Origin of the sequence: Burkholderia sp. 4NA327C6, from assembly GCF_005502655.1 — a bacterium.
Lineage (GTDB): Bacteria > Pseudomonadota > Gammaproteobacteria > Burkholderiales > Burkholderiaceae > Burkholderia > Burkholderia contaminans.
In genome coordinates this window covers 73952-98197 of record NZ_SCNZ01000031.1, presented here as the reverse complement: position 1 = coordinate 98197, position 24246 = coordinate 73952, and the positions used below count along the sequence as shown (strand labels likewise).

Here is a 24246-nt window from a genome sequence, read left to right as displayed (position 1 = left end):
TCACCAATCGCCAGCGCGGCTTCCGCCGTCGCGCCCGCCTTTCGGCCCAGTGCGTAGGCGCCCCAACCCGTGCCCTGCGCCTCAAAGCCGAGCGCGATCGACGACCTGCCCGACGCATTGGCCCCGGCACCCAGCGCGACCGCACCTACCTCGCCCGTTGCCGCTGTGTTGGCACCAAGCGCGACACCATCGCCAGTTGCCGCCGCCCTGTTACCGACCGCCACCGCACCGCTGCTAGCCGATTGTCCACCCGGGCGCGTGCTCGCGTTGGAGCCAATCGCGACCGAATTCTCGCCCAACGCCGACGCGCTGTCCGAGCCGTCGCCCTTCGCATTGATCTTCACATATGCGCTGGTGTCCGGCACGACGATCCGGGTGGTGGGCACATCCCGCTTCAGGATCTCCGGATCACTCGGCTTCGCTTCGCTCACACGAACCGGATCGTCGACCGTCGGGTCCACCGGCTCGCTTTCATCCGCATACGCGGACCCCATAGAGGCAACGACCAGCGCAGTGGCCGCCGCGATTTTCGATTTCGCCGAGCGCGATGATTTCGAGCGCCCGCGTGCGATTTCCGATGCCGCGCACCAAGTGCTGGTCGAGGCGTTCCACACGACACGATACGACTTGTTCATACGAACCTTTTCCTTTGGTAAACCTCTCCGCGACGCGCATCGGCTTTAAATGGCCATATCGATACGGCGACTCGGCGAGAGCGGTGATAAGTAGCTCAACGCTTACGGCTTTCCGGAAAGAAATGCGAAACGTGCATTCTGAGAAATCGCATGAACACAGGTGGTCGATCATGCCGACAGCGCTGCGGAATCGCGCGTTTCAACCGGATACTGAAAGCTGGTTGAAACTCTATTGACATGTCTTCATCTCAAAAACAGGACACGAACTAAATGGGCAAAAATAAATTTAGAACTAGTACGAATTTCTTTTCATATTGAATAAACGTTACAGAATTTGAAGGATTTACTCGGTCACCGAACGCATCCAATAATTCGATATTTCCTGTATTAAAAAACGCGTCTCGCTGGACAGCGTTGCAATACGGCATGCGTCGGCACACTGCCTGAACGCGGTGCGCCGGACCGCTCGCTCGCCGGAGAAATCCGCTATACTTTGCCGGCTGTCGTCCGCTTGGCGGCAGTCGGAAGCGCGCCGATTTGCTGACTCGATTGCGGGCGCGCGAACCGGCCGGGGCCCTGATGCGTCGTTCCCCGGCGGTTCACTACAAATGCGGCTAAAGAGGTCGTCAGCCGCGCATCTCCGACTCCGCGCATCGCCGACACCATTTAGCTGCCCAGTCATAAGGCGGAACGAATGGAATCGATCGGCATCGTCGCTCCACAGACCATGCACTTCGCCGAACCGCTGCGCTTGCAAAGCGGCAGCGTGATCGGCAGCTATCAGCTCGTCGTCGAGACGTACGGCGAACTCAACGCCGCGCGCTCGAACGCGGTGCTCGTCTGCCACGCGCTCAACGCGTCGCACCACGTCGCCGGCGTCTACGCGGACGATCCGCGCAGCACCGGCTGGTGGGACAACATGGTCGGGCCCGGCAAGCCGCTCGACACCAACCGCTTCTTCGTGATCGGCGTGAACAACCTCGGCTCGTGCTTCGGCTCGACCGGCCCGATGAGCGTCGACCCGTCGTCCGGCAAGCCGTACGGCGCAAGCTTTCCGGTCGTCACCGTCGAGGACTGGGTGCACGCGCAGGCGCGCGTCGCCGACGCATTCGGCATCGAGCGCTTCGCCGCCGTGATGGGCGGCAGCCTCGGCGGGATGCAGGCGCTCGCGTGGAGCCTGATGTATCCGGAGCGCGTCGCGCACTGTATCGACATCGCGTCGACGCCGAAGCTGTCTGCGCAGAACATCGCGTTCAACGAGGTCGCGCGCTCGGCGATCCTGTCCGATCCCGACTTCCACGGCGGCGACTACTACGCGCACGGCGTGAAGCCGAGGCGCGGCCTGCGCGTCGCGCGAATGATCGGCCACATCACGTACCTGTCCGACGACGACATGGCCGAGAAATTCGGCCGTGCGCTGCGCCGCGCCGACGGCGCACTCGACGCTTACAACTTCAGCTTCGACGTCGAGTTCGAGGTCGAGTCGTACCTGCGCTACCAGGGCGACAAGTTCGCCGACTACTTCGACGCGAACACGTACCTGCTGATCACGCGCGCGCTCGACTACTTCGACCCGGCGAAGGCGTTCGACGGCAACCTGACGGCCGCGCTCGCGCACACGCAGGCGAAATACCTGATCGCGAGCTTCTCGACCGACTGGCGTTTCGCGCCGGCCCGCTCGCGCGAGATCGTGAAGGCGCTGCTCGACAACAAGCGCACGGTCAGTTACGCGGAAATCGACGCGCCGCACGGCCACGACGCGTTCCTGCTCGACGACGCGCGCTATCACAACCTGATCCGCGCGTATTACGAACGAATCGCCAACGAGGTGGGCGCATGAACCAGCAAGCGCTGAATTCCCTGTCCGCACGCGCGGACTTCCGCACGATCGCGCGCTGGGTCGAACCGCGTTCGACGGTGCTCGACCTCGGCTGCGGCGACGGCTCGCTGCTCGCGCTGCTGATGGAGGAGCTGGACGTGACCGGCTACGGGATCGAGCTGAACGACGCGGGCGTGCTCGCGAGCGCGAAGAACGGCATCAACGTGATCCAGCAGAACCTGGAAGACGGCCTGCGCCTGTTCGAGGACCACAGCTTCGACATCGCGATCCTGTCGCAGACGTTGCAGACGATCCACCAGACGGCCGCGATCCTGCGCGAAACCGCGCGGGTCGGGCGCGAATGCATCGTGTCGTTCCCGAATTTCGGCTACTGGCCGCACCGGCTGTCAGTGCTGAACGGCCGGATGCCGGTGTCGAAGGCGCTGCCTTACCAGTGGCACAACACGCCGAACGTGCGGGTGCTGACGATCGAGGATTTCGAGGCGCTCGCGCCCGAAGTCGGCGTGACGATCCTCGACCGCGTCGTGCTGCACGAAGGCCAACCGATTCGATGGGGAGCGAACTGGCGTGGTAGTCTTGCTGTCTACCGCGTCAAGCGCAGCTGAGCCGGGGAGCCGTTGACGGACGCCGTCGGCCTGCACGCACGTGCAGCCGCGCCGCTGCGCTACCCGCGCCGCCGCCCGCGCTGTCGCCGCCATCGGTCAACGCTATCCAGTTCCATTCCATGTCGAAAACGCCACACGAGGCGCCCGCACTCACCGCTCACGAGGATCACCCCGGCTGGCGAGCCTACCTGAACACGCACATGCTGATCTGCGTGTTCCTCGGTTTCACGTCGGGTCTGCCCCTCTTCACGCTCGTCTACCTCGTGCAGGCATGGCTGCGCTCCGAGGGCGTGAACCTGAAGGAAATCGGCCTGTTCGCGCTGATCCAGTTCCCGTACACGTGGAAGTTCCTGTGGGCGCCGCTGATGGACCGCTACGTCCCGCGCCTGCCCGGCTGGCGGCCGGGCCGCCGGCGCGGCTGGCTGCTGCTCACGCAGTTGCTGGTGGCGGGCGCGATCGCCGCACTCGGCTTCGTGTCGCCGCGCGACTCGATCTGGACGGTGGCCGCGCTCACCACGCTCGTCGCGTTCTTCGGCGCGAGCGCCGACATCGTGATCGACGCCTACCGCCGCGAGCTGCTGCGCGACACCGAGCAGGGCCTCGGCAACGCCATCCACGTGAACGCGTACAAGCTCGCCGCGCTGATCCCCGGCTCGCTGGCACTGATCCTGTCCGACCACCTGCCGTGGGACGTCGTGTTCGCGCTCACCGGCGCGTTCATGCTGCCGGGCATCCTGATGACGCTCGTCGTGCGCGAGCCCGAAGTGGTCGGCGTGCCGCCGCGCAACCTGCGCGACGCGATCGTGCTGCCGTTCCGCGAATTCATCCAGCGCGACGGCTGGGCCGGCGCGCTGCTCGTCATCGCGTTCATTTTCCTGTTCAAGATCGGCGACACGATGGCCACCACGCTGTCGACGTCGTTCTTCCTCGACATCGGCTTCTCTCGCACCGAGATCGGCATCGTCGCGAAGACCACCGCGCTCGTCGCGAGCGTCGCCGGCGGCATCATCGGCGGCATCTGGCTCGTGAAGATCGGCATCGGCCGCGGGCTGTGGATCTTCGGCGCGCTGCAGATGGTGTCGACGCTCGGCTTCGCGTGGCTCGCGCAGCTCGGCCCCGGTTCGCCCGTGCTCGCGATGCTGTACGACTTCACCGTGTCGACGAGCCATGCGATCGCGTCGGTGCTGTCGGTATTCGGCATGGCCGTCACGCCGCAATTCAGCCCGATGACCGTTGCGCTCGCGCTCGTCTATGGCTTCGAAACCTTCACGACGGGCCTGACGATGGCCGCGTTCGTCGCGTACATCGCGAGCACGACCGACCCGCGCTATACGGCCACGCAGTTCGCGCTGTTCACGAGCCTCGCGTCGGTGCCGCGCACGCTCGCATCGGCCGCGAGCGGCTTCATCGTCGCGAAGATCGGCTGGTTCGACTACTTCATCGTGTGCACCGCGCTCGCGATTCCCGGCATGCTGTTGCTGTTCAAGATCGCGCCGTGGAACGGGACCGCACGCAACGGCGAGGCCAGCCGTGCGCAGTAACGGCCTGCATCGCCTCGCGCGCGTTGCGGCTTCGTTGAGCGTCGGTGCTGCGGCGCTTGCCGCGGGGTTCGCCCATGCGACCGACGCCGGCACGTCCGCGGCCACCGCCGCGGGTTCCGCACCGGCCGCGGCACCGGCTTCGCCGCCGGCGAATTCAACGGCCGCCGCACCCGCTCAGCCAGCCACCGCCGAACCCGCGCAGCCGACCGGCGCCACCGCGTCGACGAAAGCTTATGCGCAGTCCTCGCAGCAGGTCCGTTACGGCGACGCCATTGCGTTTCGCACGCTGATTCCGTCGCCGCTGCTCGAGCAGCTCACCGCGAACGAATACGCGCAGATCGTGCAGGCCGCCGCCGACAGCAATCGCCTGCTGCCCGCAAACCAGCCGCGCGTGAAGCGCCTGCGTACGATCGTCGCGAAGCTCGCGCCGTATTCGGTGAAATGGAACGACCGCGTGAAGAGCTGGGTGTGGGACGTCAACGCGATCCGCTCGCGCGACATTCGCCTGACCTGCCTGCCGGGCGGCAAGGTGCTCGTGTACGGCGGCCTGCTCGACCGCGTCCGCCTGAACGACGACGAACTCGGCGTGCTGCTCGCGCACGGCATTGCGCATGCGCTGCGCGAACATGCGCGCAGCAACTTCAGCGCGACCTCGCAGACGTCGCTGCGCGCGGCCGCGCTGCCGCCGCTGTTCGGTGTCGGCGAGCCGCTGCCGCAGGCACTGAACCTCGGCGAACGCCTGCAGTCGCTTCACTACGACCCGACCGACGAGACCGAGGCCGACGTGATCGGCGGCGACATCGCCGCACGTGCGGGCTTCGATCCCCGCGCGGCGATCACGCTGTGGGACAAGCTCGCGGTCGCGACGCGCGGGAACAAGGCGACGGGCTTCATCTATACGCACCCGTACAGCACCGCCCGCCGCCAGGACCTGCTGAACCGCCTGCCGGATCTCATGCCGCTGTACGCGAAGGCCGTGGGCAAGCGTGTCGACACGCTGCCCGACTACGCGGGCATCAGCGCACAGCGGCGCAAGATCGTGCGGCGCTGAGCACGCGGCAGCGCTGCACACCGCTTCCCCACGCGTGGCACCGCCGCTGCGCGCCGCCGTTCGCTCAGGTCGTCAGGTCGATCGCAGCCCGATCGCCAACCGGCCGGCTTCCGCTTTCACGCATCCAGCGCACCTCGTCCCCCGGGCTGCGGCCGAACAGCCGCTTGAACTCGCGGCTGAACTGCGACGCGCTCGCATAGCCAACGCGCGCGGCCGCCGCACCGGCGCCGACCCCGTCCTGCACCATCATCAGCCGCGCCTGGTGCAGCCGGGCGGCCTTCACGTACTGCATCGGCGACGTCGCCGTCACGTGCTTGAACTGCGCATGGAACACCGCGAGGCTCATCCCGGCCTCGCGCGCGAGCGTCTCGACGTCGAGATCGGCCTTCAGCTCGGCATGGATGCGCCGCAGCGCCTTCGCGATGCGGCCGAAGTGATGCTGCTGGACGAGCGCCGCGCGGATCGCGTCACCCTGCTCGCCCGTCAGCACCCGATACGCGATCTCCCGCATGATCGCGGGGCCCAGCACGCGCGTGTCGTGCGGCGACGCGAGCGCTTCGAGCAGCCGCAGCACGGCATCCGCCAGCGGCGCATCGAGCGGCGTCGAATAGACGCCGAGCGGCTCGCTGACGGCTGCGCCGAGCGTCTCGTCGAGCAGGATCGCGAGTTCGGCGATCACCGCGAGATCGACGCGGATCGAGATCGCGAGAAATGGCTCGTCCTGGCTCGCGAAAGTCTCGCATTCGAACGGCAGCGGTACCGACAGCACGAGGTACTGCTGCGCGTCGTACACGAACGAGCGCTCGCCGAGATAGCCGAGCTTGCGCCCCTGGCACACGACGATGATGCTCGGCTCGTACAGCACGGGCATGCGCGGCGCCGGACGGCTCACGCGGATGAAGCGCACGCCGTCGATCGCCGCGAGCGTGTCGCCCTCGTTCGGCGCGAGGCGCGTATGCAGCTCGACCATGCGGCGCTGCATCCGGTCGCCCGAGTCGTTGAAAAGGGGCTCGAAGCTCATCTGTGCGGTCCTGTCCGGCAAGAGAATCCGGCTCGCAATGTAGCACCTTGAATGCGTTTTGACGGCTGTTTGCACGCAGTTCGAGAGGAATAGGCAAATCTTCCAGACCTTCGTGTATTTCACTGCGGCGCCGCGCTCCTTACGATGACGTCCTGCCTCGCCGCATCGCCACATGATGCGACGGCAGTCTGTTTCGCCGGATGCTTTCCGGACAAGGAGCCCATCGCATGAGCACTACCTATGCCTACGCGGCGACCGATTCGCGCTCGCCGCTCGCCCCGTTCGAATTCCAGCGTCGCGCACTGCGCGACCTCGACGTCCAGATCGACGTCCTCTACTGCGGCGTCTGCCACTCGGACCTGCACCAGGCCCGCAACGAATGGCGCAACACGATCTATCCGGTCGTGCCGGGCCATGAAATCGTCGGCCGCGTGACTGCGACCGGCCCGGAAGTGACGCGCTTCAAGGTCGGCGAACTGGTCGGCGTCGGCTGCCTCGTCGATTCGTGCCGCACCTGCCCGAGCTGCGCCGACGGCCTCGAGCAATATTGCGAGAACGGCTTCGTCGGCACCTACAACGGCCAGGATCGCGTGACGGGCGACATCACGTTCGGCGGCTATTCGACGCAGCTCGTCGTCGACGAGGCGTTCGTGCTGCGCGTACCCGAGACGCTCGACCCGGCCGGTGCCGCGCCGTTGCTTTGCGCGGGGATCACGACCTACTCGCCGCTGCGGCAGTGGAATGTCGGCCCCGGCAAGAAGGTCGGCATCGTCGGGCTCGGCGGCCTCGGCCACATGGGCGTGAAGCTGGCACGCGCAATGGGCGCGCACGTCGTGCTGTTCACCACGTCGCCGTCGAAGATCGAGGACGGCAAGCGGGTCGGCGCGCACGAAGTCGTGATCTCGAAGGACGAAGCGCAGATGAACGCGCACCTGAACAGCTTCGACTTCATCCTGAACACGGTCGCCGCGCAGCACGACCTGAACCCGTTCCTGCACCTGCTGAAGCGCGACGGCACGATGACGCTGGTCGGCGCGCCGGAGCACGACCATCCGTCGCCGCAGGTGTTCAACCTGATCTTCAAGCGCCGCCGCCTCGCCGGCTCGCTGATCGGCGGGATCGCGGAAACGCAGGAAATGCTCGATTTCTGCGCCGAGCACGGGATCACATCGGATATCGAAACGATTCCGATGCAGCAGATCAACGCGGCCTACGAGCGGATGCTGAAGAGCGACGTGAAGTACCGGTTCGTGATCGACATGGCGTCGCTCAAGCAGTAAGCGCCGAAGGCGATACGCACGATCGCCGCCCCAAACGAAACGGGCCGCATGTTCGACATGCGGCCCGTTTCTGCATCCGGCTGCTGCGCGCGCGGCGCAGCGCGGAACATCACTTCTTGTAGTCGTAGTCCACCGTCAGCGGCGCATGGTCGCTGAACTTGATGTCCTTGAAAATCGACGTGCTTTTCGCGGTGCCGGCCACGCCCGGCGTCGCGATCTGGTAATCGATCCGCCACCCGACGTTCTTCGCATACGCCTGGCCCCGGTTGCTCCACCACGTGTACTGCTCCGGGCGCTGATCGAGCGTGCGGAACACGTCGACGTAGCCGACGTCGTCGAACAGCTTCGTGAGCCACTCGCGCTCTTCCGGCAGGCAGCCCGAGTTCTTCTGGTTGCTCTTCCAGTTCTTGATGTCGATTTCCTTGTGGACGATGTTCACGTCGCCGCACAGGATCACCTCGCGCTTCTTCTTCAGCGCGGCGAGGTGCGGCATGAACTCGTCCATGAAGCGGTACTTCGCCTGCTGGCGCTCTTCGCCGCTCGAGCCGGACGGCACGTACACCGACACGACCGACAGCTTGCCGTAGCGCGCCTCGACGTAGCGCCCCTCGGCATCGAATTCGCTGCTGCCGAAGCCGATGATCACGTCATCGGGCTCGCGGCGGCTATACACGCCCGCGCCGCTGTAGCCCTTCTTCTCGGCGTGGTGAAAATAGCTCTTGAAGCCGTGCGGCTCGACGAATTCGGCCGGCAGGTCATCGGCCGAGACCTTGATTTCCTGCACGCACACGCAATCGGCGTTCTGTTCGCCGAGCCACTCGAAGAAGCCCTTCTTCGCGGCGGAGCGGATGCCGTTCAGGTTGGCGGTAATCACTCGCATCATGTCGGATTCCGTTCAGTTCGATGTTTTTCAGGGGTGCAGCTTAGCGGATCTTCACGCCTTCGAGTTCAGGCTTCGCCGGCGGGAATTCCAGCTTCATGTCGGTCATCGTGCGCAGCAGCAGCTCGGCGATCATCACGTTGCGGTGCGTCTTCGAGTTCGCCGGGATCACGTACCACGGCGCGTGCTCGGCCGACGTCGCGGCGAGCGCGTCACGGTACGCGCCCTGGTACGCGTCCCAGTGCTTGCGCGCATCGAGATCGGAGATGTCGAATTTCCAGTGCTTGGTCGGATCGTCGATGCGCGCCTGCAGCCGCGCGCGCTGCTCGTCCTTCGAGATGTGCAGGAAGCACTTGACGATCGTCGTACCGTTCTCGAACAGCATCGTCTCGAAATCGCGGATCTGCCGGTAGCGGCGCTCGCACTCCTTCGCGTCGATCAGGTCGAGCACGCGCGGCACGAGCACGTCTTCATAGTGGCTGCGGTTGAAGATCGCGAGCTCGCCCGCGGCCGGCACCTGCGCATGCACGCGCCACAGGAAATCGTGCGCGGCCTCGATCGGCGTGGGCGCCTTGAACGGCACGACGCGCAGGCCGAGCGGATCGACCTCGCGGAACACCGCACGCACGGTGCCGTCCTTGCCGCTGGTGTCCATCCCCTGCAGCACGAGCAGCACGCGCTTCTTCTGCTGCGTGTGCAGGCGCTCCTGCTGCACGTCGAGCTCGGTCGACACGGCCGACAGCCGCGCGCGGTCGTCGTCCTTCGAACCGGACGAGAACGGCTTCGCGGCCGGGTCGAACGCATCGAGCTTGAATGCTGCGGCTTCCTTCTCGTGCGTGCTGTACGGCACGCGGAAATCGTCGAGCGACGGTTGTTTCGCCATTCGTTCCTCCGTTGGACGCTGTGGTGCATACGATAACGCATCCACCAAACGCAACGGGCCGCCCCGATCCGGTTCGGGGCGGCCCGTCGTCATGCGCGGTTCAGGCGCGCGGTCATGCTCAGCCGAGCTTCTTCTTCAGCAGTTCGTTGACCTGCTGCGGGTTGGCCTTGCCCTTGGTCGCCTTCATCGCCTGGCCGATCAGCGCGTTGAACGCCTTCTCCTTGCCCGCACGGAATTCCTCGACCGACTTCGCGTTCGCCGCGAGCACCTCGTCGATGATCGCTTCGAGCGCGCCGGTGTCGGAGATCTGCTTCAGCCCCTTCGCGTCGATGATGCGGTCGGCCGCCCCTTCGTCGGTCGCCTTCTCGTCCCAGATCGTCGCGAAGATTTCCTTCGCGATCTTGTTCGAGATCGTGCCGTCGGCGATGCGCTGCAGCACGAGCGCGAGCTGCGCGGCCGACACCGGAATCGCGTCGATCTCGATGCCGTCGCGGTTCAACTGCGACGACACGTCGCCCATCAGCCAGTTCGCGGCGATCTTCGCGTTCGCGGTGCCGGCCTTCGCGACCACGGCCTCGAAGTACGCGGCCATCGCCTTGCTCGACGTCAGCACGCCCGCGTCGTACGCGGACACGCCGTATTCGTCGGCGAAGCGCTGCTGCATCGCGGCCGGCAGCTCGGGCATGCCGGACTGCACGCGCTCGATCCAGTCCTGGCCGATCACGAGCGGCATCAGGTCGGGGTCGGGGAAGTAGCGGTAATCGTGCGCGTCTTCCTTGCTGCGCATCGAACGCGTCTCGCGCTTGTCCGGATCGTAGAGGCGCGTTTCCTGCACGACCTCGCCGCCGTCCTCGATCAGCTCGATCTGGCGACGCACTTCGAAATTGATCGCTTCCTCGAGGAACCGGAACGAGTTCAGGTTCTTGATTTCCGCGCGCGTGCCGAACTTCTCCTGGCCGACCGGGCGCACCGACACGTTCGCGTCGCAGCGGAACGAGCCTTCCTGCATGTTGCCGTCGCAGATGCCCAGCCACACGACAAGCCCGTGCAGTGCCTTCGCGTAGGCCACCGCCTCGGCCGCGCTGCGCATTTCCGGCTCGGTGACGATCTCGAGCAGCGGCGTGCCCGCACGGTTCAGGTCGATCCCCGTCATCCCGGCGAAGTCTTCATGCAGCGACTTGCCCGCATCTTCCTCGAGGTGCGCGCGGGTCAGGTTGACGGTCTTCTCGTACGCAGGCTTGCCGGCCTTTTCATTGGCGGGCACCTGAATCGTGATCTGGCCGCCCTGCACGACTGGAATCTCGTACTGGCTGATCTGATAACCCTTCGGCAGATCGGGGTAGAAATAATTCTTGCGCGCGAAGATGCTGCGCGGCGCGATGGTCGAGCCGATCGCGAGGCCGAAGCGGATCGCGCGCTCGACCGCGCCGCGGTTCAGCACCGGCAGCACGCCCGGCAGCGCCAGGTCGACCGGGCACGCCTGCGTATTAGGCTCGGCGCCGAACTGCGTCGACGCGCCCGAGAAAATCTTCGAGACGGTCGACAGTTGCGCGTGCGTCTCGAGACCGATGACGACTTCCCATTGAGTAGCCATATGCTTACACCCCTGCCGGAACTTGCTTGTGCCAGTCGGTCGCGCGCTGGAACGCATCCGCGACCTGCAGCATCCGGGCTTCGTTGAAATAGTTGCCGATGATCTGCAGGCCGACCGGGCGCTTCGCATTCGCGCCCGCGCCGAAGCCGCACGGCACGCTCATGCCGGGCAGGCCGGCGAGGCTCACCGACAGCGTATAGATATCCGCGAGATACATCTGCACCGGATCGTCGCCCTTCGAGCCGAGATCCCATGCAACCGTCGGCGACGCCGGGCCCATGATCACGTCGCAGGACTTGAACGCTTCCTGGAAATCGTTCGCGATGATGCGGCGGATCTTCTGCGCCTGCAGGTAGTACGCGTCGTAGTAGCCGTGCGACAGCACGTACGCGCCGACCAGGATCCGGCGCTTCACTTCAGGCCCGAAGCCTTCCGCGCGCGACTTCTTGTACATGTCGAGCAGGTCGCCGTACTGCGCGGCGCGGTGGCCGAAGCGCACGCCGTCGAAGCGCGACAGGTTCGACGAGGCTTCGGCCGGCGCGATCACGTAGTACACGGGAATCGACAGTTCCGTCTTCGGCAGCGACACCGACACGAGCGTCGCGCCGAGCGCTTCGTATTGCTTCAGTGCCGCGTCGATCGCCGCGCGCACGTCGTCGGCGAGGCCGTCGCCGAAATACTCGTTCGGCAGGCCGATACGCAGGCCGGCGAGCGGCTTGCCCGCGTCGTTGCCGGCCGCCCAGGGCTGGCCGAGGTGGCGCGTGAAATCCTCGTCGTCACGCTCGAGGCTCGTCGAGTCGCGCTCGTCGAAGCCGGCCATCCCGTTCAGCAGCAGCGCGCAGTCGGACGCGCTCTGCGCCATCGGGCCGCCCTGGTCGAGCGACGACGCGAACGCGATCATCCCGTAGCGCGACACGCGGCCGTAGGTCGGCTTGATGCCGGTGACGCCCGCGAACGACGCGGGCTGGCGGATCGAGCCGCCGGTGTCGGTGCCGGTCGCGGCCGGGGCGATGCGCGCGGCCACCGCGGCCGAGCTGCCGCCCGAGCTGCCGCCCGGCACCGCGTTCGTGTCCCACGGGTTCTTCACCGCGCCGAACGCCGAATTCTCGTTGGACGAGCCCATCGCGAACTCGTCCATGTTGGTCTTGCCGAGCGTGACCATGCCGGCCGCCTGCAGGCGGGCGACGACGGTCGCGTCGAACGGGCTCTCGTAATTCGCGAGCATCTTCGAGCCGGCGGTCGAGCGCCAGCCGCGCGTGACGAAGACATCCTTGTGCGCGATCGGCAGGCCGGTGAGCGCACCGCCCGCGCCGCGCGCGAGCTCCGCGTCGGCAGCTTTCGCCTGCGCGAGGGTGAGATCGGCGTCGACGTGGACGAATGCGTTCAGGTCGCGCGCGGCTTCGATCCGTTTCAGGTAGAGCTGCGCGAGCTCGACGGCCGAGCATTCCTTGGCGGCGAGCGCGGCGCGCAGTTCGGTCAGGCTTTTTGCGTGCATTGAGTGGTTTTCCTGGGAATTCTGGGTGGCGCGCGGCGCAGAGGCGGCGGCGCGCTTGTCATCGAATGCTTACTCGATCACCTTCGGCACGAGATAGAGGCCGTCCTGGACGGCCGGCGCCGGACGCTGGTTGTCGTCGCGATTGACGACTTCCGTCACGGCGTCGTCGCGCAGGCGCTGCGCGACTTCCTGGATCTGTTCGATCGGGTGGGCGAGCGGCGCGATGCCGGCGGTGTCGACCGCCTGCATCTGCTCGACGAGGCCGAAGAGTTCATTGAGCTGGCCGAGCATGTGCTCGGCGTCGGCGTCGGCCATTTCGAGTCGCGCCAGGTGCGCGATGCGTTTCACATCGGTCAGGGTCAGGGCCATGCGATCACCGGAAAAACAAGGCTGCGCAGCGCATCAAAAGCAGCACTGCGGCGGGGGGTTGGAGGGTGCGATCCCACCCTCAAAAATCGGGGCCGAAGCGGCAAAAATACCGCCCGTTTCGATTCAAATACCGTGAAATTATAAGGTATCATTACGCGTTCGACCCAAACCCGGCAGCCTTTTCCCGCACCGTTTCGCCCCGCTTCGGCGAGCCGTGCGTGCTTCGTGCGATCCCCGGTAGACATCACTCGCAGCTTCGTGCGCCGCGGCGGCCGCTTCCGCCACGCTTCCCGAGGCTGTTATTTTTTCCGCTGCCGCCCTCAGCGCTCGCTATGCAGGGCCGGCCCAGAGCGAAACAGGATTCTGAATGTTCGGTTTTTTGCGCAGCTACTTCTCCAACGATCTTGCGATCGACCTCGGCACCGCAAACACCCTGATCTACATGCGCGGCAAGGGCATCGTGCTCGATGAGCCCTCCGTCGTGTCGATCCGCCAGGAAGGCGGCCCCAACGGCAAGAAGACGATCCAGGCAGTCGGCAAGGAAGCCAAGCAGATGCTTGGCAAGGTGCCGGGCAACATCGAGGCGATCCGCCCGATGAAGGACGGCGTGATCGCCGACTTCACCGTCACCGAGCAGATGATCAAGCAGTTCATCAAGACGGCTCACGAGTCGCGCATGTTCTCGCCGTCGCCGCGCATCATCATCTGCGTGCCGTGCGGCTCGACCCAGGTCGAGCGCCGCGCGATCAAGGAAGCCGCGCACGGCGCCGGCGCATCGCAGGTCTACCTGATCGAAGAGCCGATGGCCGCTGCGATCGGCGCGGGCCTGCCGGTGTCGGAAGCCACCGGCTCGATGGTCGTCGACATCGGCGGCGGCACGACGGAAGTCGGCGTGATCTCGCTCGGCGGCATCGTGTACAAGGGTTCGGTGCGCGTCGGCGGCGACAAGTTCGACGAGGCGATCGTCAACTACATCCGCCGCAACTACGGGATGCTGATCGGCGAACAGACCGCCGAGGCGATCAAGAAGGAAATCGGCTCCGCGTTCCCGGGCTCCGAAGTCAAGGAAATGGAAGTGAAGGGCCGCAACCTGTCGGAAGGCATTCCGCGCAGCTTCACGATCTCCAGCAACGAAATCCTCGAAGCGCTGACCGATCCGCTGAACCAGATCGTGTCGTCGGTGAAGATCGCGCTCGAACAGACGCCGCCGGAACTCGGCGCCGACATCGCCGAACGCGGGATGATGCTGACGGGCGGCGGCGCACTGCTGCGCGACCTCGATCGCCTGCTGGCGGAAGAAACGGGCCTGCCGGTGCTCGTCGCGGAAGATCCGCTCACCTGCGTCGTGCGTGGTTCGGGCATGGCGCTCGAGCGCATGGACAAGCTGGGCAGCATCTTCTCGTACGAGTGATCGTCCAGGCAGTTCCCTGACATGACGCAACCGCGGCGTGGCCGGCTCGCTCGTTTAGAACGAACCGCCGCGCCGTTTGCGCGTCTGAGCATCATTTAACCGATCATTCGCGCCCGGCGCCGACCATGGAATACAGTCCGCCGCCCCTCTTCAAGCAAGGTCCGCCCGCGCTCGCGCGGCTCATCTTCTTCGTTGCCCTCGCCATCGCGCTCCTCGTCTCGGACGCGCGCTTCAGCACGCTCGAAATCGTCCGCGGCGTGCTCGGCACCGTGCTCTATCCGCTGCAGCGCGCCGCGCTCGTGCCGCGCGACCTGTTCATGGGCGCGGCCGACATCGCCGTCACCGGCGCGTCGCTGCGCCACGAGAACGACGACCTCCGCAAGCGCAACCTGCAACTGTCCACGCAAGCCAACCAGGCCGCCGTGCTCACGCAGGAGAACGCGCACCTGCGCGCGGTGCTCGAGCTGCGCCAGCACATCGCGACGCAATCGACGCCGGCCGAGATCCAGTACGACACGAGCGACCCGTTCACGCAGAAGATCGTGATCGGCCAGGGTTCGCAGCAGGGCATCCAGAACGGCTCGCCCGTCGTCAGCGAGAACGGCGTGGTCGGCCAGGTCACGCGCGTATTCCCGCTGCAATCCGAAGTCACGCTGGTCACCGACCGCGATCTCGCGATTCCCGTGCAGGTGCTGCGCACCGGCCTGCGCAGCGTGATCTACGGTACGCCGAAGGGCGATTCGCTCGACCTGCGCTTCGTGCCGACCAGCGCGGATCTCGTCGTCGGCGACGAACTCGTCACGAGCGGCCTCGACGGCGTCTATCCGCCCGGCCTGCCGGTCGCGAAGGTCGTGCGCGTCGACAAGCTCGCCGACACGGCGTTCGCGCGCGTGACCTGCGCGCCGATCGCCGCCGTGCGCGGCGCGCGCCAGATGCTCGTGCTGCATTACCAGAACGACATCCCGCCGCGCCCGGCCGAGGTCGATCCGGCCGCCGACAAGAACGCGAAGGGCAAGAAGAGCGCGAAAGCCGCCGCCAAGGGCGAGAAGAGCGAGAAGGCCGACAAGGCTGACGCGAACGCGAAGCCGGCCGCCGCGGCCCAGCCCGGCGCGAAGCCCGCGCCTGCGGCACCGGCCGCTCCGGCCAAGCCCGCCGCCACGCCCGCGAAGCCCGCGGCCGGGCAATCAGGAGCCCAGCGATGAATCGCCCGCAATACATCCTGCAGCCGGTCAATCCGTACTTCATCGTCTTCAGCCTCGCCGCCGCGTTCCTGCTGAACCTGATGCCGTGGGGCCGCCTGCCCGGCGTCCCCGACTTCGTCGCGCTCGTGCTGCTGTTCTGGAACATCCACCAGCCGCGCAAGGTCGGGATGGGCGTCGCGTTCGCGCTCGGCATCCTGATGGACGTGCATGACGCGGGGCTGCTCGGCGAGCATGCGCTCGCCTATACGCTGCTGTCGTACGGCGCGATCACGATCCACCGCCGCGTGCTGTGGATGCCGATCGGCGTGCAGGTGCTGTACGTCACGCCGCTGCTGGTCGTCGCGCAGCTCGTCCCGTTCGTGATCCGCCTCGTGATGGGCGCCGCGTTCCCGGGCTGGCGCTACCTGGTCGACGGCTTCGTTGAAGCCGCGCTGTGGCCGATCGCGAGCCACCTGCTGCTGATGCCGCAACGCCGCCCGGTCGATCCGGACGATACGCGCCCCATCTGAGCCAGGGGCCTGCCTTGAATACCCGCCGCCTCCACGCCCGCCGCGCGCCGCGCTCCGGGGCAGCACCTCGCCCGCGCCCGCACGGCGCCGTGCGGGCCAGATCGCTCCTAACCGCATGACCGAATTCAACGACACTCAACAGCAGCTCTCGAAGTTCCGCCTGCGCGTCGCGGCGGCGGGCGTGTTCGTGTTCGTCTGCTTCGGGCTGCTCGCGAGCCGCTTCTTCTACCTGCAGTTGATGCAGCACGGCAAATACGCGCTGCAGGCCGAGGAAAACCGCATCTCCGTCGCGCCGATCGTGCCGAACCGCGGGATCATCACCGACCGCAACGGCGTGATCCTCGCGAAGAACTATTCGGCCTATACGCTCGAGATCACGCCGTCGAAGCTCGACGACACGCTCGACAACACGATCGACAAGCTGTCCGAGATCATCCCGATCGACGCGCGCGACCGCCGCCGCTTCAAGAAGCTGCAGGAAGACTCGAAGAACTTCGAGAGCCTGCCGATCCGCACCCGCCTCACCGACGCCGAAGTCGCGCGCTTCACCGCGCAGCGCTTCCGCTTCCCCGGCGTCGACGTGCGCGCGCGGCTGTTCCGGCAATATCCGCTCGGCACGACGGCCGCGCACGTGATCGGCTACATCGGCCGGATCTCGAAGCGCGACCAGGATCGCATCGACGCGATGAGCGACGACAACGACAGCGATCAGGAAAACTACGATCCGCGCCGCGACGCAAACAACTACAAGGGCACCGACTACATCGGCAAGATCGGTGTCGAGCAGAGCTACGAGACCGAGCTGCATGGCCTCACGGGCTTCGAGGAAGTCGAGGTGACGGCCGGCGGCCGGCCGGTGCGCACGCTGTCGCGCACGCAGGCGACGCCCGGCAACAACCTCGTGCTGTCGCTCGACATCGGGCTGCAGCAAGTGGCCGAGCAGGCGTTCGCCGGCAAGCGCGGCGCGCTGGTCGCGATCGAACCGAAGACGGGCGACGTGCTCGCGTTCGTGTCGTCGCCGAGCTTCGACCCGAACTCGTTCGTCGACGGCATCGACCAGCAGACCTGGGACGAGCTGAACAACTCGACCGACAAGCCGCTCCTGAACCGCCCGCTGCACGGCACCTACCCGCCCGGCTCGACGTACAAGCCGTTCATGGCGCTCGCCGGCCTGACACTCGGCAAGCGCACGCCGGGCTGGGGCTTCCAGGATCCCGGCTACTTCACATTCGGCGGCCACACGTTCCGCAACGACGTGCGCTCGGGCCAGGGCTGGGTCGACATGAACAAGGCGATCATGGTGTCGAACGACACCTACTTCTACATGCTCGCGCGCGACCTCGGCGTGAACTCGATCGCGAATTTCATGAAGCCGTTCGGCTTCGGCCAGATCACCGGGATCGACATCCAGGGCGAGGCGCGCGGGATCCTGCCGTCGACCGACTGGAAGAAGAAGGCGTTCAAGAAGGCCGCACAGCAGAAGTGGTTCGACGGCGAGACGATCAGCCTCGGGATCGGCCAGGGCTACAACTCCTTCACGATCCTGCAGCTTGCGCACGCGACCGCGACGCTTGCGAACAACGGCGTCGTGATGAAGCCTCACCTCGTGAAGGAAGTCGAAGATCCGATCACGCGCGGGCGCCGCCTGACCGTGCCGAAGGAAAGCGAAACGATCCCGCTCAAGCAGGCCGACATCGACGTCGTGAAGCGCGGGATGGAGAACGTGATCGAGAACCCGTCCGGCACCGCGTACAAGGTGTTCCGCGGCGCGCCGTACCTCGCCGCCGGCAAGACCGGTACCGCACAGGTGTTCTCGCTGCAAGGCTCCAACTACAAGGGCCACCTGCTCGCCGAGCACCTGCGCGACCACGCGCTGTTCATTGCGTACGCGCCGGTCGACCATCCGCAGATCGCCATCGCGCTGGTCGTCGAGAACGGTGGCTGGGGTGCGCAGGCCGCCGGCCCGATCGCGCGCCGCGTGCTCGACTTCTACCTCGTCGACCGCCAGAACCCGCAGAACGAAGCCGCGGCCGTGGCTGCCGCGGCGTCGGCGACCGAACCCGTCAACGCGCCGGTGATCGGTGACGCGAACAAGCCCGCTGCCGTCGCGGCCGGCTTCACCGCGCTGCCGCAGCCGGTCGTGCCGACCGCGGCCAGCGCGGCGGAAGCGGCATCGGCCGCGGCCGCTTCCGAAGCGTCGGCTGCCGCCGCCGCGAGCGCCGCCCCGCCGGCCAGTGCCGCTGCGCCGAGGGCCGCGAGCCTGCCGCCGATCCGGCGCCCGCACCGGCCACGCCGGCCCGCCAGCGATGCGCAGCCGCTCGTCGCCACGCCGCGCGACGACAATCACCGTGCAACGGCCCCCGCGAAAGCGGCGGACGCCGGCACCGCTCATTAACGGAGAAAGGCATGCAATTCGACAAGCGCGCCTGGCTCGACAAGATCAAGCAGATGTTCGCGGGCTTCGACCGCCCGCTCGCCCTCATCGTGTTCCTGCTGCTGTGCGTCGGCATCGTCACGCTGTACAGCGCGGCGATCGACATGCCGGGCCGGGTCGAGGACCAGTTGCGCAACATCCTGCTGACGTTCGTGCTGATGTGGGTGATCGCCAACATCCCGCCCACGACGCTGATGCGCTTCGCGGTCCCGCTCTACACGTTCGGGGTCGCGTTATTGGTCGCGGTCGCGCTGTTCGGGATGACCAAGAAGGGCGCGAAACGCTGGCTGAACGTCGGCGTCGTGATCCAGCCGTCTGAAATCCTCAAGATCGCGACACCGCTGATGCTCGCGTGGTACTACCAGCGCCGCGAAGGCGGGCTGCGCTGGTACGATTTCATCGCCGCGTTCGGGATCCTGCTGGTGCCGGTCGGGCTGATCGCGAAGCAGCCCGACCTCGGCACGGGCCTGCTCGTGTTCGCGGCCGGCTTCTTCGTGATCTACCTCGCCGGCCTGTCGTTCAAGCTGATCGTGCCGGTGCTCGTCGCGGGCGTGATCGCGGTCGGCTCGATCGCCGTGTTCGAAGAGCGCATCTGCCAGCCCGAAGTGCAGTGGCCGCTGATGCACGATTACCAGAAGCACCGCGTGTGCACGCTGCTCGACCCGACTTCCGACCCGCTCGGCAAGGGCTTCCACACGATCCAGGCCGTGATCGCGATCGGCTCGGGCGGCGTGCTCGGCAAGGGCTACCTGAAAGGCACGCAGGCGCACCTCGAATTCATTCCGGAGAAGCACACCGACTTCATCTTCGCGGTGTTCTCCGAGGAATGGGGGCTCGTCGGCGGGCTTGTGCTGCTGACGCTGTACATGGCGCTGATCGCGCGCGGGCTCTATATCGCCGCGCAGGGTGCGACGCTGTTCGGCCGCCTGCTCGCGGGCTCGCTCACGCTCGCGTTCTTCGTCTATGCGTTCGTCAACATCGGGATGGTGAGCGGCGTGCTGCCGGTCGTCGGCGTGCCGCTGCCGTTCATGAGTTATGGCGGCACCGCACTCACGACGCTCGGCATCGCGATCGGGATGATCATGAGCGTCGGGCGACAGCGGCGGTTGATGAAGAGCTGACCGCGCGGCACGCACCGCATCAAGAAAAACGGCGCTTCCGCGCCGTTTTTTTCGACCGCGGACGACAAACGCGGCCACCCAGTGCCGCGTGGCGCCCGCCCCGCTCACGGCGGCGGCGCGTGCGCGCCGCCCGGCTCCGCGCCGGCTCCCGATGCCGGCCCCTGCGCCTTCAGCCGCGCACTCAGCTCCTTGAATTTCAGCCCGGCCGTCTCGTCGCCCTGCGCGGCCGCCGCCGCGTAATACGCCCGCGCGATGTTGAGGTTCTGCGCGACGCCGTCGCCACCGCGCTCGTAGAACGACGCGGTCACGTACTGCGCGGTCGGCTCGCCCGCGTCGGCCGCCTGCTTGTACCACGCAAACGCCTGCCGGTTGTCGCGCGGCGTACCGCGCCCGTCGAGGAACTGGTTCGCGAGCGACAGCTCGGCCTGCACGTGCCCCTGCTTCGCCGCCCGCAGGAACCAGCGATGCGCCTCGGCCGGATCGCGCGTGACGAACTCGCCGTCGTCGAACATCCGGCCATACACATACTGCGCATGCGACATGTTCGCGTCGGCCGCGCGCTTCAACCAGCGCAGCCCTTCGTCGACGTTCGCCGTCACGCCTTCGCCGGTCAGCAGCATCATCGCGTAGTTGAATTGCGCGAGACGGTCGCCGCGTTCGGCCGCGTCGTGGAACTGCACCAGCGCCGCGCGATAGTCGCCGGCGTTGTAGTCGGCGACCGCCGATTGCGTCTCGTGCGACGGATCGGGCTTCGCTTGCGGCGCACCCTGCGCGGCCACCGCGATACATACGGTCCACAGGCCGAGCAGCGCGCCGACCTGCCCGCGTACCCCGATCCCACCCTGCGCGCGCCCACGGCACGCGCCGTCGCCACCGTTCATGACCGTACCTCCTGCAGCGCCTGCCGCGTTGCGCGCAACAGCCAGCTGACGTCGGCCGACACCGTGATCATCCGGTAGCCGGCCTCGCGATACTGGCGCGCGGCCGCCGTATCGCCCGCGAAGATGCCGACCGCGACGCCGGCCTGCCGGCCGGCCGCGAGCACGCGCGCCATCGCGGTTTCGACGTCCGGGTGACGGATATCGCCGAGATGCCCGAGACTCGCCGCGAGATCGGCCGGGCCGACGAACAGGCAATCGATACCGGGCAGCGCCGCAATCCGCTCGACTTCATCGACGCCGCGGGCCGATTCGATCTGCACGATCACCGCGACCTGCGCGTTCGCCGTCTGCACGTAATCGCGGCGCATGCCGAACGCCGCCGCGCGCACCATGCCCGCGACGCCGCGCAGACCGTCCGGCGAATCCGGCGACGGATAGCGCGTGAGCCGCACCGCGTGCGCGGCGTCGTCCGGTGTCTCGATACCCGGAAACATCAGCGTGCGCGCGCCCGCATCGAGCGCGCGCTTCACGAGCCACGGCTCACGCGCCGGCACGCGCACGACGGGCTCGCTCGGCAGATGGGCGGCTGCGATCGCGCGCAACTGCGATGCAACATCGCGGCTGTCGTTCGGCGCGTGCTCCATGTCGATGCAAAGCCAGTCGTAGCCGGCATGCGCGAGCGCTTCCGCGGCCGACTCGCTGCCGAGCGACAGCCACAGGCCGTACAGCGGCTCGTCGCCGTCGCGCAGGCGTTGTTTGAGGGAATTGGTGAGCGTGCTCATCGATACGGCCTCCGGGACGGAACGGCAATCGAACGGGACAAGCAACGGGCAAAGCGGCGCGACACGCCGGGCAGCGAAGCACGGCGGCGCCGGGACCGGGCCCTGGAACGTTGGTCGCCCGTGGGCGGCCGATCTGACAGCGCCGGCCGCACGACCCGCGCACGGCTGCGCTTTTCGGCGCCACGCAACGATCATAGCGCGGCGTTACGCGGAATGTGGAAACGGACGGGGAGCCGGGCGGGACGAGGCCGCAGGGTGCGGCGTCAGGCAGCCCGCGCGGGCTGGCGGGGCTGCCGGGAAGGCGGGATCAGCGGCCGGGCTGGCGCTCGACGTCGGCCCAGCAGTTCGGCGTTTCGTACAGGCGCACGCGCTCGAGCCGCAGGTTCACGCCGTAGTGCGCGTCGTACACGTTCGCGAGGATGTCGAACGCGATCGCCGCGAGGTTCTCGACGGTCGGGATCCGGTCGATCACGACGGTCTTGTGATCGGCCATCTGCTCGAGGAACGAGCGTACGACCTCGTCGCGCGCATAGACCAGGAACGCGTGGTCCCACTTGCCGACCAGGTGCTCCATCGCGAGCGCCTTCACGTCGGCGAAATCCATCACCATGCCGCGGTCGGGCGCCCCCTCGGTATCGACGAGATCGCCGCGCAGCGTGACTTCGAGCACATAGCGATGGCCGTGCAGGTTCCGGCACTGGCTGCGGTGATCGGGAATGCGGTGGCCCGCGTCGAATTCGAGTTTTCGGGTAATCAGCACGATGTCAAAAGCCGGGGCTCAGGGAATGTTCAGATATTTGTGGGTCTGCATCGACAGCCGCCACTGCGGATGACGCTTGCACCAGTCGATCGCGAGCTTCGTATTGAGGTCGCGCGACGGGCCGTCCATCGGCTGGACGAGGTAATACTCGAAGTCGAGCTTCGCGTAGTCGGCCAGCCGCTGGTTGTCCTGCGGGATCACGACCTTCAGCTCATTGCCTTTCGTGACGACGAGCGGCGCGTCGGCCTTCGGGCTCACGCAGATCCAGTCGATCGATTCGAGCACCGGCAGCGAGCCGTTGGTCTCGATCGCGATCTCGAAACCGGCCGCGTGCAGCGCGTCGACGAGCGGCTGGTCGAGCTGCAGCATCGGCTCGCCGCCCGTGCAGACGACGAAGCGGTGCGCCTCGCCCTCCGGCCACAGGCCGGCGATCGTCGCGACGAGCGCTTCGGCATCCTTGAACTTGCCGCCGTTCTCGCCGTCGGTGCCGACGAAGTCGGTATCGCAGAAGCGGCACACGGCCTCCGCACGATCCTCTTCGCGGCCCGACCACAGATTGCAGCCGGCGAACCGGCAGAACACGGCCGGCCGGCCCGCGTTCGCGCCCTCGCCCTGCAACGTGTAGAAAATTTCCTTGACCGCGTAAGTCATCGTGCTTCGTCCGGCTCGCGCCGCTCGTTGTCGATCAGAATCCGTTATCCATCCAGCGCTGCCCGCACACCCGCGTCACAGCGGCGCTTCGGTCACCCGCTCGCCCTTCAGGTAGGCCTCGTAGCCGCGCTTGCGCAGCTTGCAGGCCGGGCATTCGCCGCAGCCGAAGCCCCAATCGTGCAGTTCCGCGCGCTCGCCCACGTAGCACGTGTGCGTCTCGACGCGGATCAGTTCGACGAGCGCTTCGCCGCCGAGCTGTTCGGCGAGCTGCCACGTCTGCGCCTTGTCGAGCCACATCAGCGGCGTCTCGAGCACGACGCGCGTATCCATCCCGAGGTTCAGCGCGACCTGCAGCGCCTTCATCGTGTCGTCGCGGCAGTCGGGATAGCCCGAGAAATCCGTCTCGCACATCCCGCCGACCAGCACGCGCAGCCCGCGGCGATAGGCGATCGCCGCGGCGATCGTCATGAACATCAGGTTGCGGCCCGGCACGAACGTGTTCGGCAGGCCGTTCGCCGCCGTCTCGATCTCGATCGTGCGCGTCATCGCGGTATCGCTGATCGCGCCGAGCACCGACAGGTCGATCATGTGATCGTCGCCGAGCCGGTCCGACCAGGCGGGAAAGTCACGCTTCAGCGCTTCGCGCACGCCTTCGCGACATTCGAGCTCGACGCGGTGGCGCTGGCCGTAATCGAAACCGAGCGTCTCGACCGTCTGGTAGCGTTCGAGGGCCCATGCCACGCACGTGGCCGAGTCCTGCCCGCCGGAAAACAACACGAGCGCGCCGTCTTTAGCGTCTGTCCGAATCACCGTGATACTCCGTGAATGTGTAGGCTCGCGTCGCGCTGCGCGCCGGGGCCGGCTGCCGCCGGGCGGCCCGACGCGTGCCGGCATGGGCCGGCTCGACCAGTATAGGCAGCGCAATCGGCCGCGAACGCGGCGGAGCGCTTATACCGCCCATCGCGCGGCATCGTTGCCGCGCGCCACGGCGGCGCCACGCTGGCAGCCTGCCGCGCGCATGAAGCGATGCGCTAAGTTATTGAGCGGACACGGATTTTATCATGCCCTCGTGAACACTGCCGGGCACGCCATCCCACGCCTCTCGTCACGCAAACCTCACCACAAACGAAAAACCCCAAGAATCTTCCGATTCTCGGGGTTTTAAAATTCTGGTGGCCTGGGTCGGAATCGAACCAACGACACGCGGATTTTCAATCCGCTGCTCTACCAACTGAGCTACCGGGCCAACGAAGAAGAGAAAGTATATCCACCCTTCGTTACTTGATCAAGTACTTTCGCAA

22 protein-coding genes and 1 tRNA gene are annotated in these 24246 nt (G+C 66.7%); 11 read left to right on the top strand and 12 right to left on the bottom strand.

Annotated features, from left to right (window positions below; translation table 11 throughout):
* Positions 1-258: 258 nt before the first annotated feature.
* From FFS49_RS42705 to FFS49_RS27440, 5 genes are all read left to right on the top strand, one after another.
* Positions 259-684 (top strand): hypothetical protein, encoded by a 426-nt coding sequence (locus FFS49_RS42705; protein ID WP_232357113.1) that lies wholly within the window; start codon positions 259-261, stop codon positions 682-684.
* A 645-nt stretch (positions 685-1329) separates the two neighbouring features.
* The gene (locus tag FFS49_RS27455) at positions 1330-2475 is read left to right on the top strand and encodes a homoserine O-acetyltransferase (RefSeq protein WP_105817436.1); all 1146 of its coding nucleotides are present in this window, start codon (positions 1330-1332) and stop codon (positions 2473-2475) included.
* Positions 2472-3080: a methionine biosynthesis protein MetW gene (gene metW / locus FFS49_RS27450; protein ID WP_011658215.1), complete on the top strand. Its 609-nt coding sequence runs from the start codon at positions 2472-2474 to the stop codon at positions 3078-3080. The genes FFS49_RS27455 and metW overlap by 4 nt, the downstream gene beginning before the upstream one ends.
* A gap of 119 nt (positions 3081-3199) precedes the next feature.
* Positions 3200-4621: an AmpG family muropeptide MFS transporter gene (locus FFS49_RS27445; protein ID WP_105817437.1), complete on the top strand. Its 1422-nt coding sequence runs from the start codon at positions 3200-3202 to the stop codon at positions 4619-4621.
* Complete coding sequence (locus tag FFS49_RS27440; RefSeq protein ID WP_137910216.1) at positions 4611-5672, top strand: M48 family metallopeptidase; 1062 nt, start codon at positions 4611-4613, stop codon at positions 5670-5672. The genes FFS49_RS27445 and FFS49_RS27440 overlap by 11 nt, the downstream gene beginning before the upstream one ends.
* Positions 5673-5736: 64 nt before the next feature.
* Here the strand turns inward: FFS49_RS27440 and FFS49_RS27435 are convergent, their stop codons facing one another.
* On the bottom strand, positions 5737-6693 hold the full coding sequence (locus tag FFS49_RS27435) for an AraC family transcriptional regulator (RefSeq protein ID WP_071335250.1): 957 nt from the start codon (positions 6691-6693) through the stop codon (positions 5737-5739).
* Positions 6694-6920: 227 nt separating this feature from the next.
* On the opposite strand from FFS49_RS27435, the gene FFS49_RS27430 reads away from it, so the two are divergent.
* The gene (locus FFS49_RS27430) at positions 6921-7973 is read left to right on the top strand and encodes an NAD(P)-dependent alcohol dehydrogenase (protein ID WP_039353813.1); all 1053 of its coding nucleotides are present in this window, start codon (positions 6921-6923) and stop codon (positions 7971-7973) included.
* A gap of 109 nt (positions 7974-8082) precedes the next feature.
* On the opposite strand, the gene FFS49_RS27425 is transcribed toward FFS49_RS27430, so the two are convergent.
* From FFS49_RS27425 to gatC, 5 genes are all read right to left on the bottom strand, one after another.
* Positions 8083-8856 (bottom strand): exodeoxyribonuclease III, encoded by a 774-nt coding sequence (locus FFS49_RS27425; RefSeq protein WP_046544183.1) that lies wholly within the window; start codon positions 8854-8856, stop codon positions 8083-8085.
* Positions 8857-8896: 40 nt separating this feature from the next.
* Complete coding sequence (locus tag FFS49_RS27420) at positions 8897-9736, bottom strand: polyphosphate kinase 2 family protein (RefSeq protein WP_105817439.1); 840 nt, start codon at positions 9734-9736, stop codon at positions 8897-8899.
* Positions 9737-9854: 118 nt separating this feature from the next.
* Positions 9855-11330, bottom strand: a complete 1476-nt coding sequence (gatB, locus tag FFS49_RS27415) for an Asp-tRNA(Asn)/Glu-tRNA(Gln) amidotransferase subunit GatB (protein WP_039353805.1) — start codon at positions 11328-11330, stop codon at positions 9855-9857.
* Positions 11331-11334: 4 nt separating this feature from the next.
* Positions 11335-12825, bottom strand: a complete 1491-nt coding sequence (gene gatA / locus FFS49_RS27410; protein WP_039353802.1) for an Asp-tRNA(Asn)/Glu-tRNA(Gln) amidotransferase subunit GatA — start codon at positions 12823-12825, stop codon at positions 11335-11337.
* Between the two features lie 69 nt (positions 12826-12894).
* Complete coding sequence (gatC, locus tag FFS49_RS27405) at positions 12895-13194, bottom strand: Asp-tRNA(Asn)/Glu-tRNA(Gln) amidotransferase subunit GatC (RefSeq protein ID WP_039353798.1); 300 nt, start codon at positions 13192-13194, stop codon at positions 12895-12897.
* 367 nt (positions 13195-13561) lie between these two features.
* Between gatC and FFS49_RS27400 the strand changes: the two genes are divergently transcribed.
* The 5 genes from FFS49_RS27400 (at position 13562) to rodA (ending at position 19871) form a co-directional block, all read left to right on the top strand.
* Positions 13562-14605: a rod shape-determining protein gene (locus tag FFS49_RS27400; RefSeq protein ID WP_004189550.1), complete on the top strand. Its 1044-nt coding sequence runs from the start codon at positions 13562-13564 to the stop codon at positions 14603-14605.
* A gap of 125 nt (positions 14606-14730) precedes the next feature.
* Positions 14731-15807, top strand: a complete 1077-nt coding sequence (gene mreC, locus FFS49_RS27395) for a rod shape-determining protein MreC (protein WP_105817440.1) — start codon at positions 14731-14733, stop codon at positions 15805-15807.
* Positions 15804-16316 carry a rod shape-determining protein MreD gene (gene mreD, locus FFS49_RS27390; protein ID WP_009687274.1) on the top strand — a complete coding sequence of 171 codons (513 nt, stop codon included), beginning with the start codon at positions 15804-15806 and terminating at the stop codon, positions 16314-16316. The genes mreC and mreD overlap by 4 nt, the downstream gene beginning before the upstream one ends.
* A gap of 115 nt (positions 16317-16431) precedes the next feature.
* Positions 16432-18711 carry a penicillin-binding protein 2 gene (gene mrdA / locus FFS49_RS27385; protein ID WP_105817441.1) on the top strand — a complete coding sequence of 760 codons (2280 nt, stop codon included), beginning with the start codon at positions 16432-16434 and terminating at the stop codon, positions 18709-18711.
* A gap of 11 nt (positions 18712-18722) precedes the next feature.
* Entirely contained in the window at positions 18723-19871 is a 1149-nt protein-coding gene (rodA, locus tag FFS49_RS27380; protein WP_039353786.1) for a rod shape-determining protein RodA, read from the top strand.
* Positions 19872-19975: 104 nt separating this feature from the next.
* Here rodA and FFS49_RS27375 read toward each other — a convergent pair whose 3' ends face one another.
* From FFS49_RS27375 to FFS49_RS27350, 6 genes are all read right to left on the bottom strand, one after another.
* Positions 19976-20752, bottom strand: a complete 777-nt coding sequence (locus tag FFS49_RS27375; RefSeq protein ID WP_071335254.1) for a tetratricopeptide repeat protein — start codon at positions 20750-20752, stop codon at positions 19976-19978.
* On the bottom strand, positions 20749-21534 hold the full coding sequence (locus FFS49_RS27370; protein ID WP_047852354.1) for an aldolase/citrate lyase family protein: 786 nt from the start codon (positions 21532-21534) through the stop codon (positions 20749-20751). The genes FFS49_RS27375 and FFS49_RS27370 overlap by 4 nt, the downstream gene beginning before the upstream one ends.
* A 307-nt stretch (positions 21535-21841) precedes the next feature.
* Positions 21842-22294 carry a 6-carboxytetrahydropterin synthase QueD gene (gene queD / locus FFS49_RS27365; protein ID WP_021163975.1) on the bottom strand — a complete coding sequence of 151 codons (453 nt, stop codon included), beginning with the start codon at positions 22292-22294 and terminating at the stop codon, positions 21842-21844.
* Positions 22295-22312: 18 nt separating this feature from the next.
* Positions 22313-22945: a 7-carboxy-7-deazaguanine synthase gene (queE, locus tag FFS49_RS27360; protein ID WP_011353564.1), complete on the bottom strand. Its 633-nt coding sequence runs from the start codon at positions 22943-22945 to the stop codon at positions 22313-22315.
* A 75-nt stretch (positions 22946-23020) separates the two neighbouring features.
* The gene (gene queC, locus FFS49_RS27355) at positions 23021-23755 is read right to left on the bottom strand and encodes a 7-cyano-7-deazaguanine synthase QueC (protein WP_011353565.1); all 735 of its coding nucleotides are present in this window, start codon (positions 23753-23755) and stop codon (positions 23021-23023) included.
* A gap of 360 nt (positions 23756-24115) precedes the next feature.
* Positions 24116-24191, bottom strand: a tRNA-Phe gene (locus tag FFS49_RS27350).
* Positions 24192-24246: the final 55 nt, after the last annotated feature.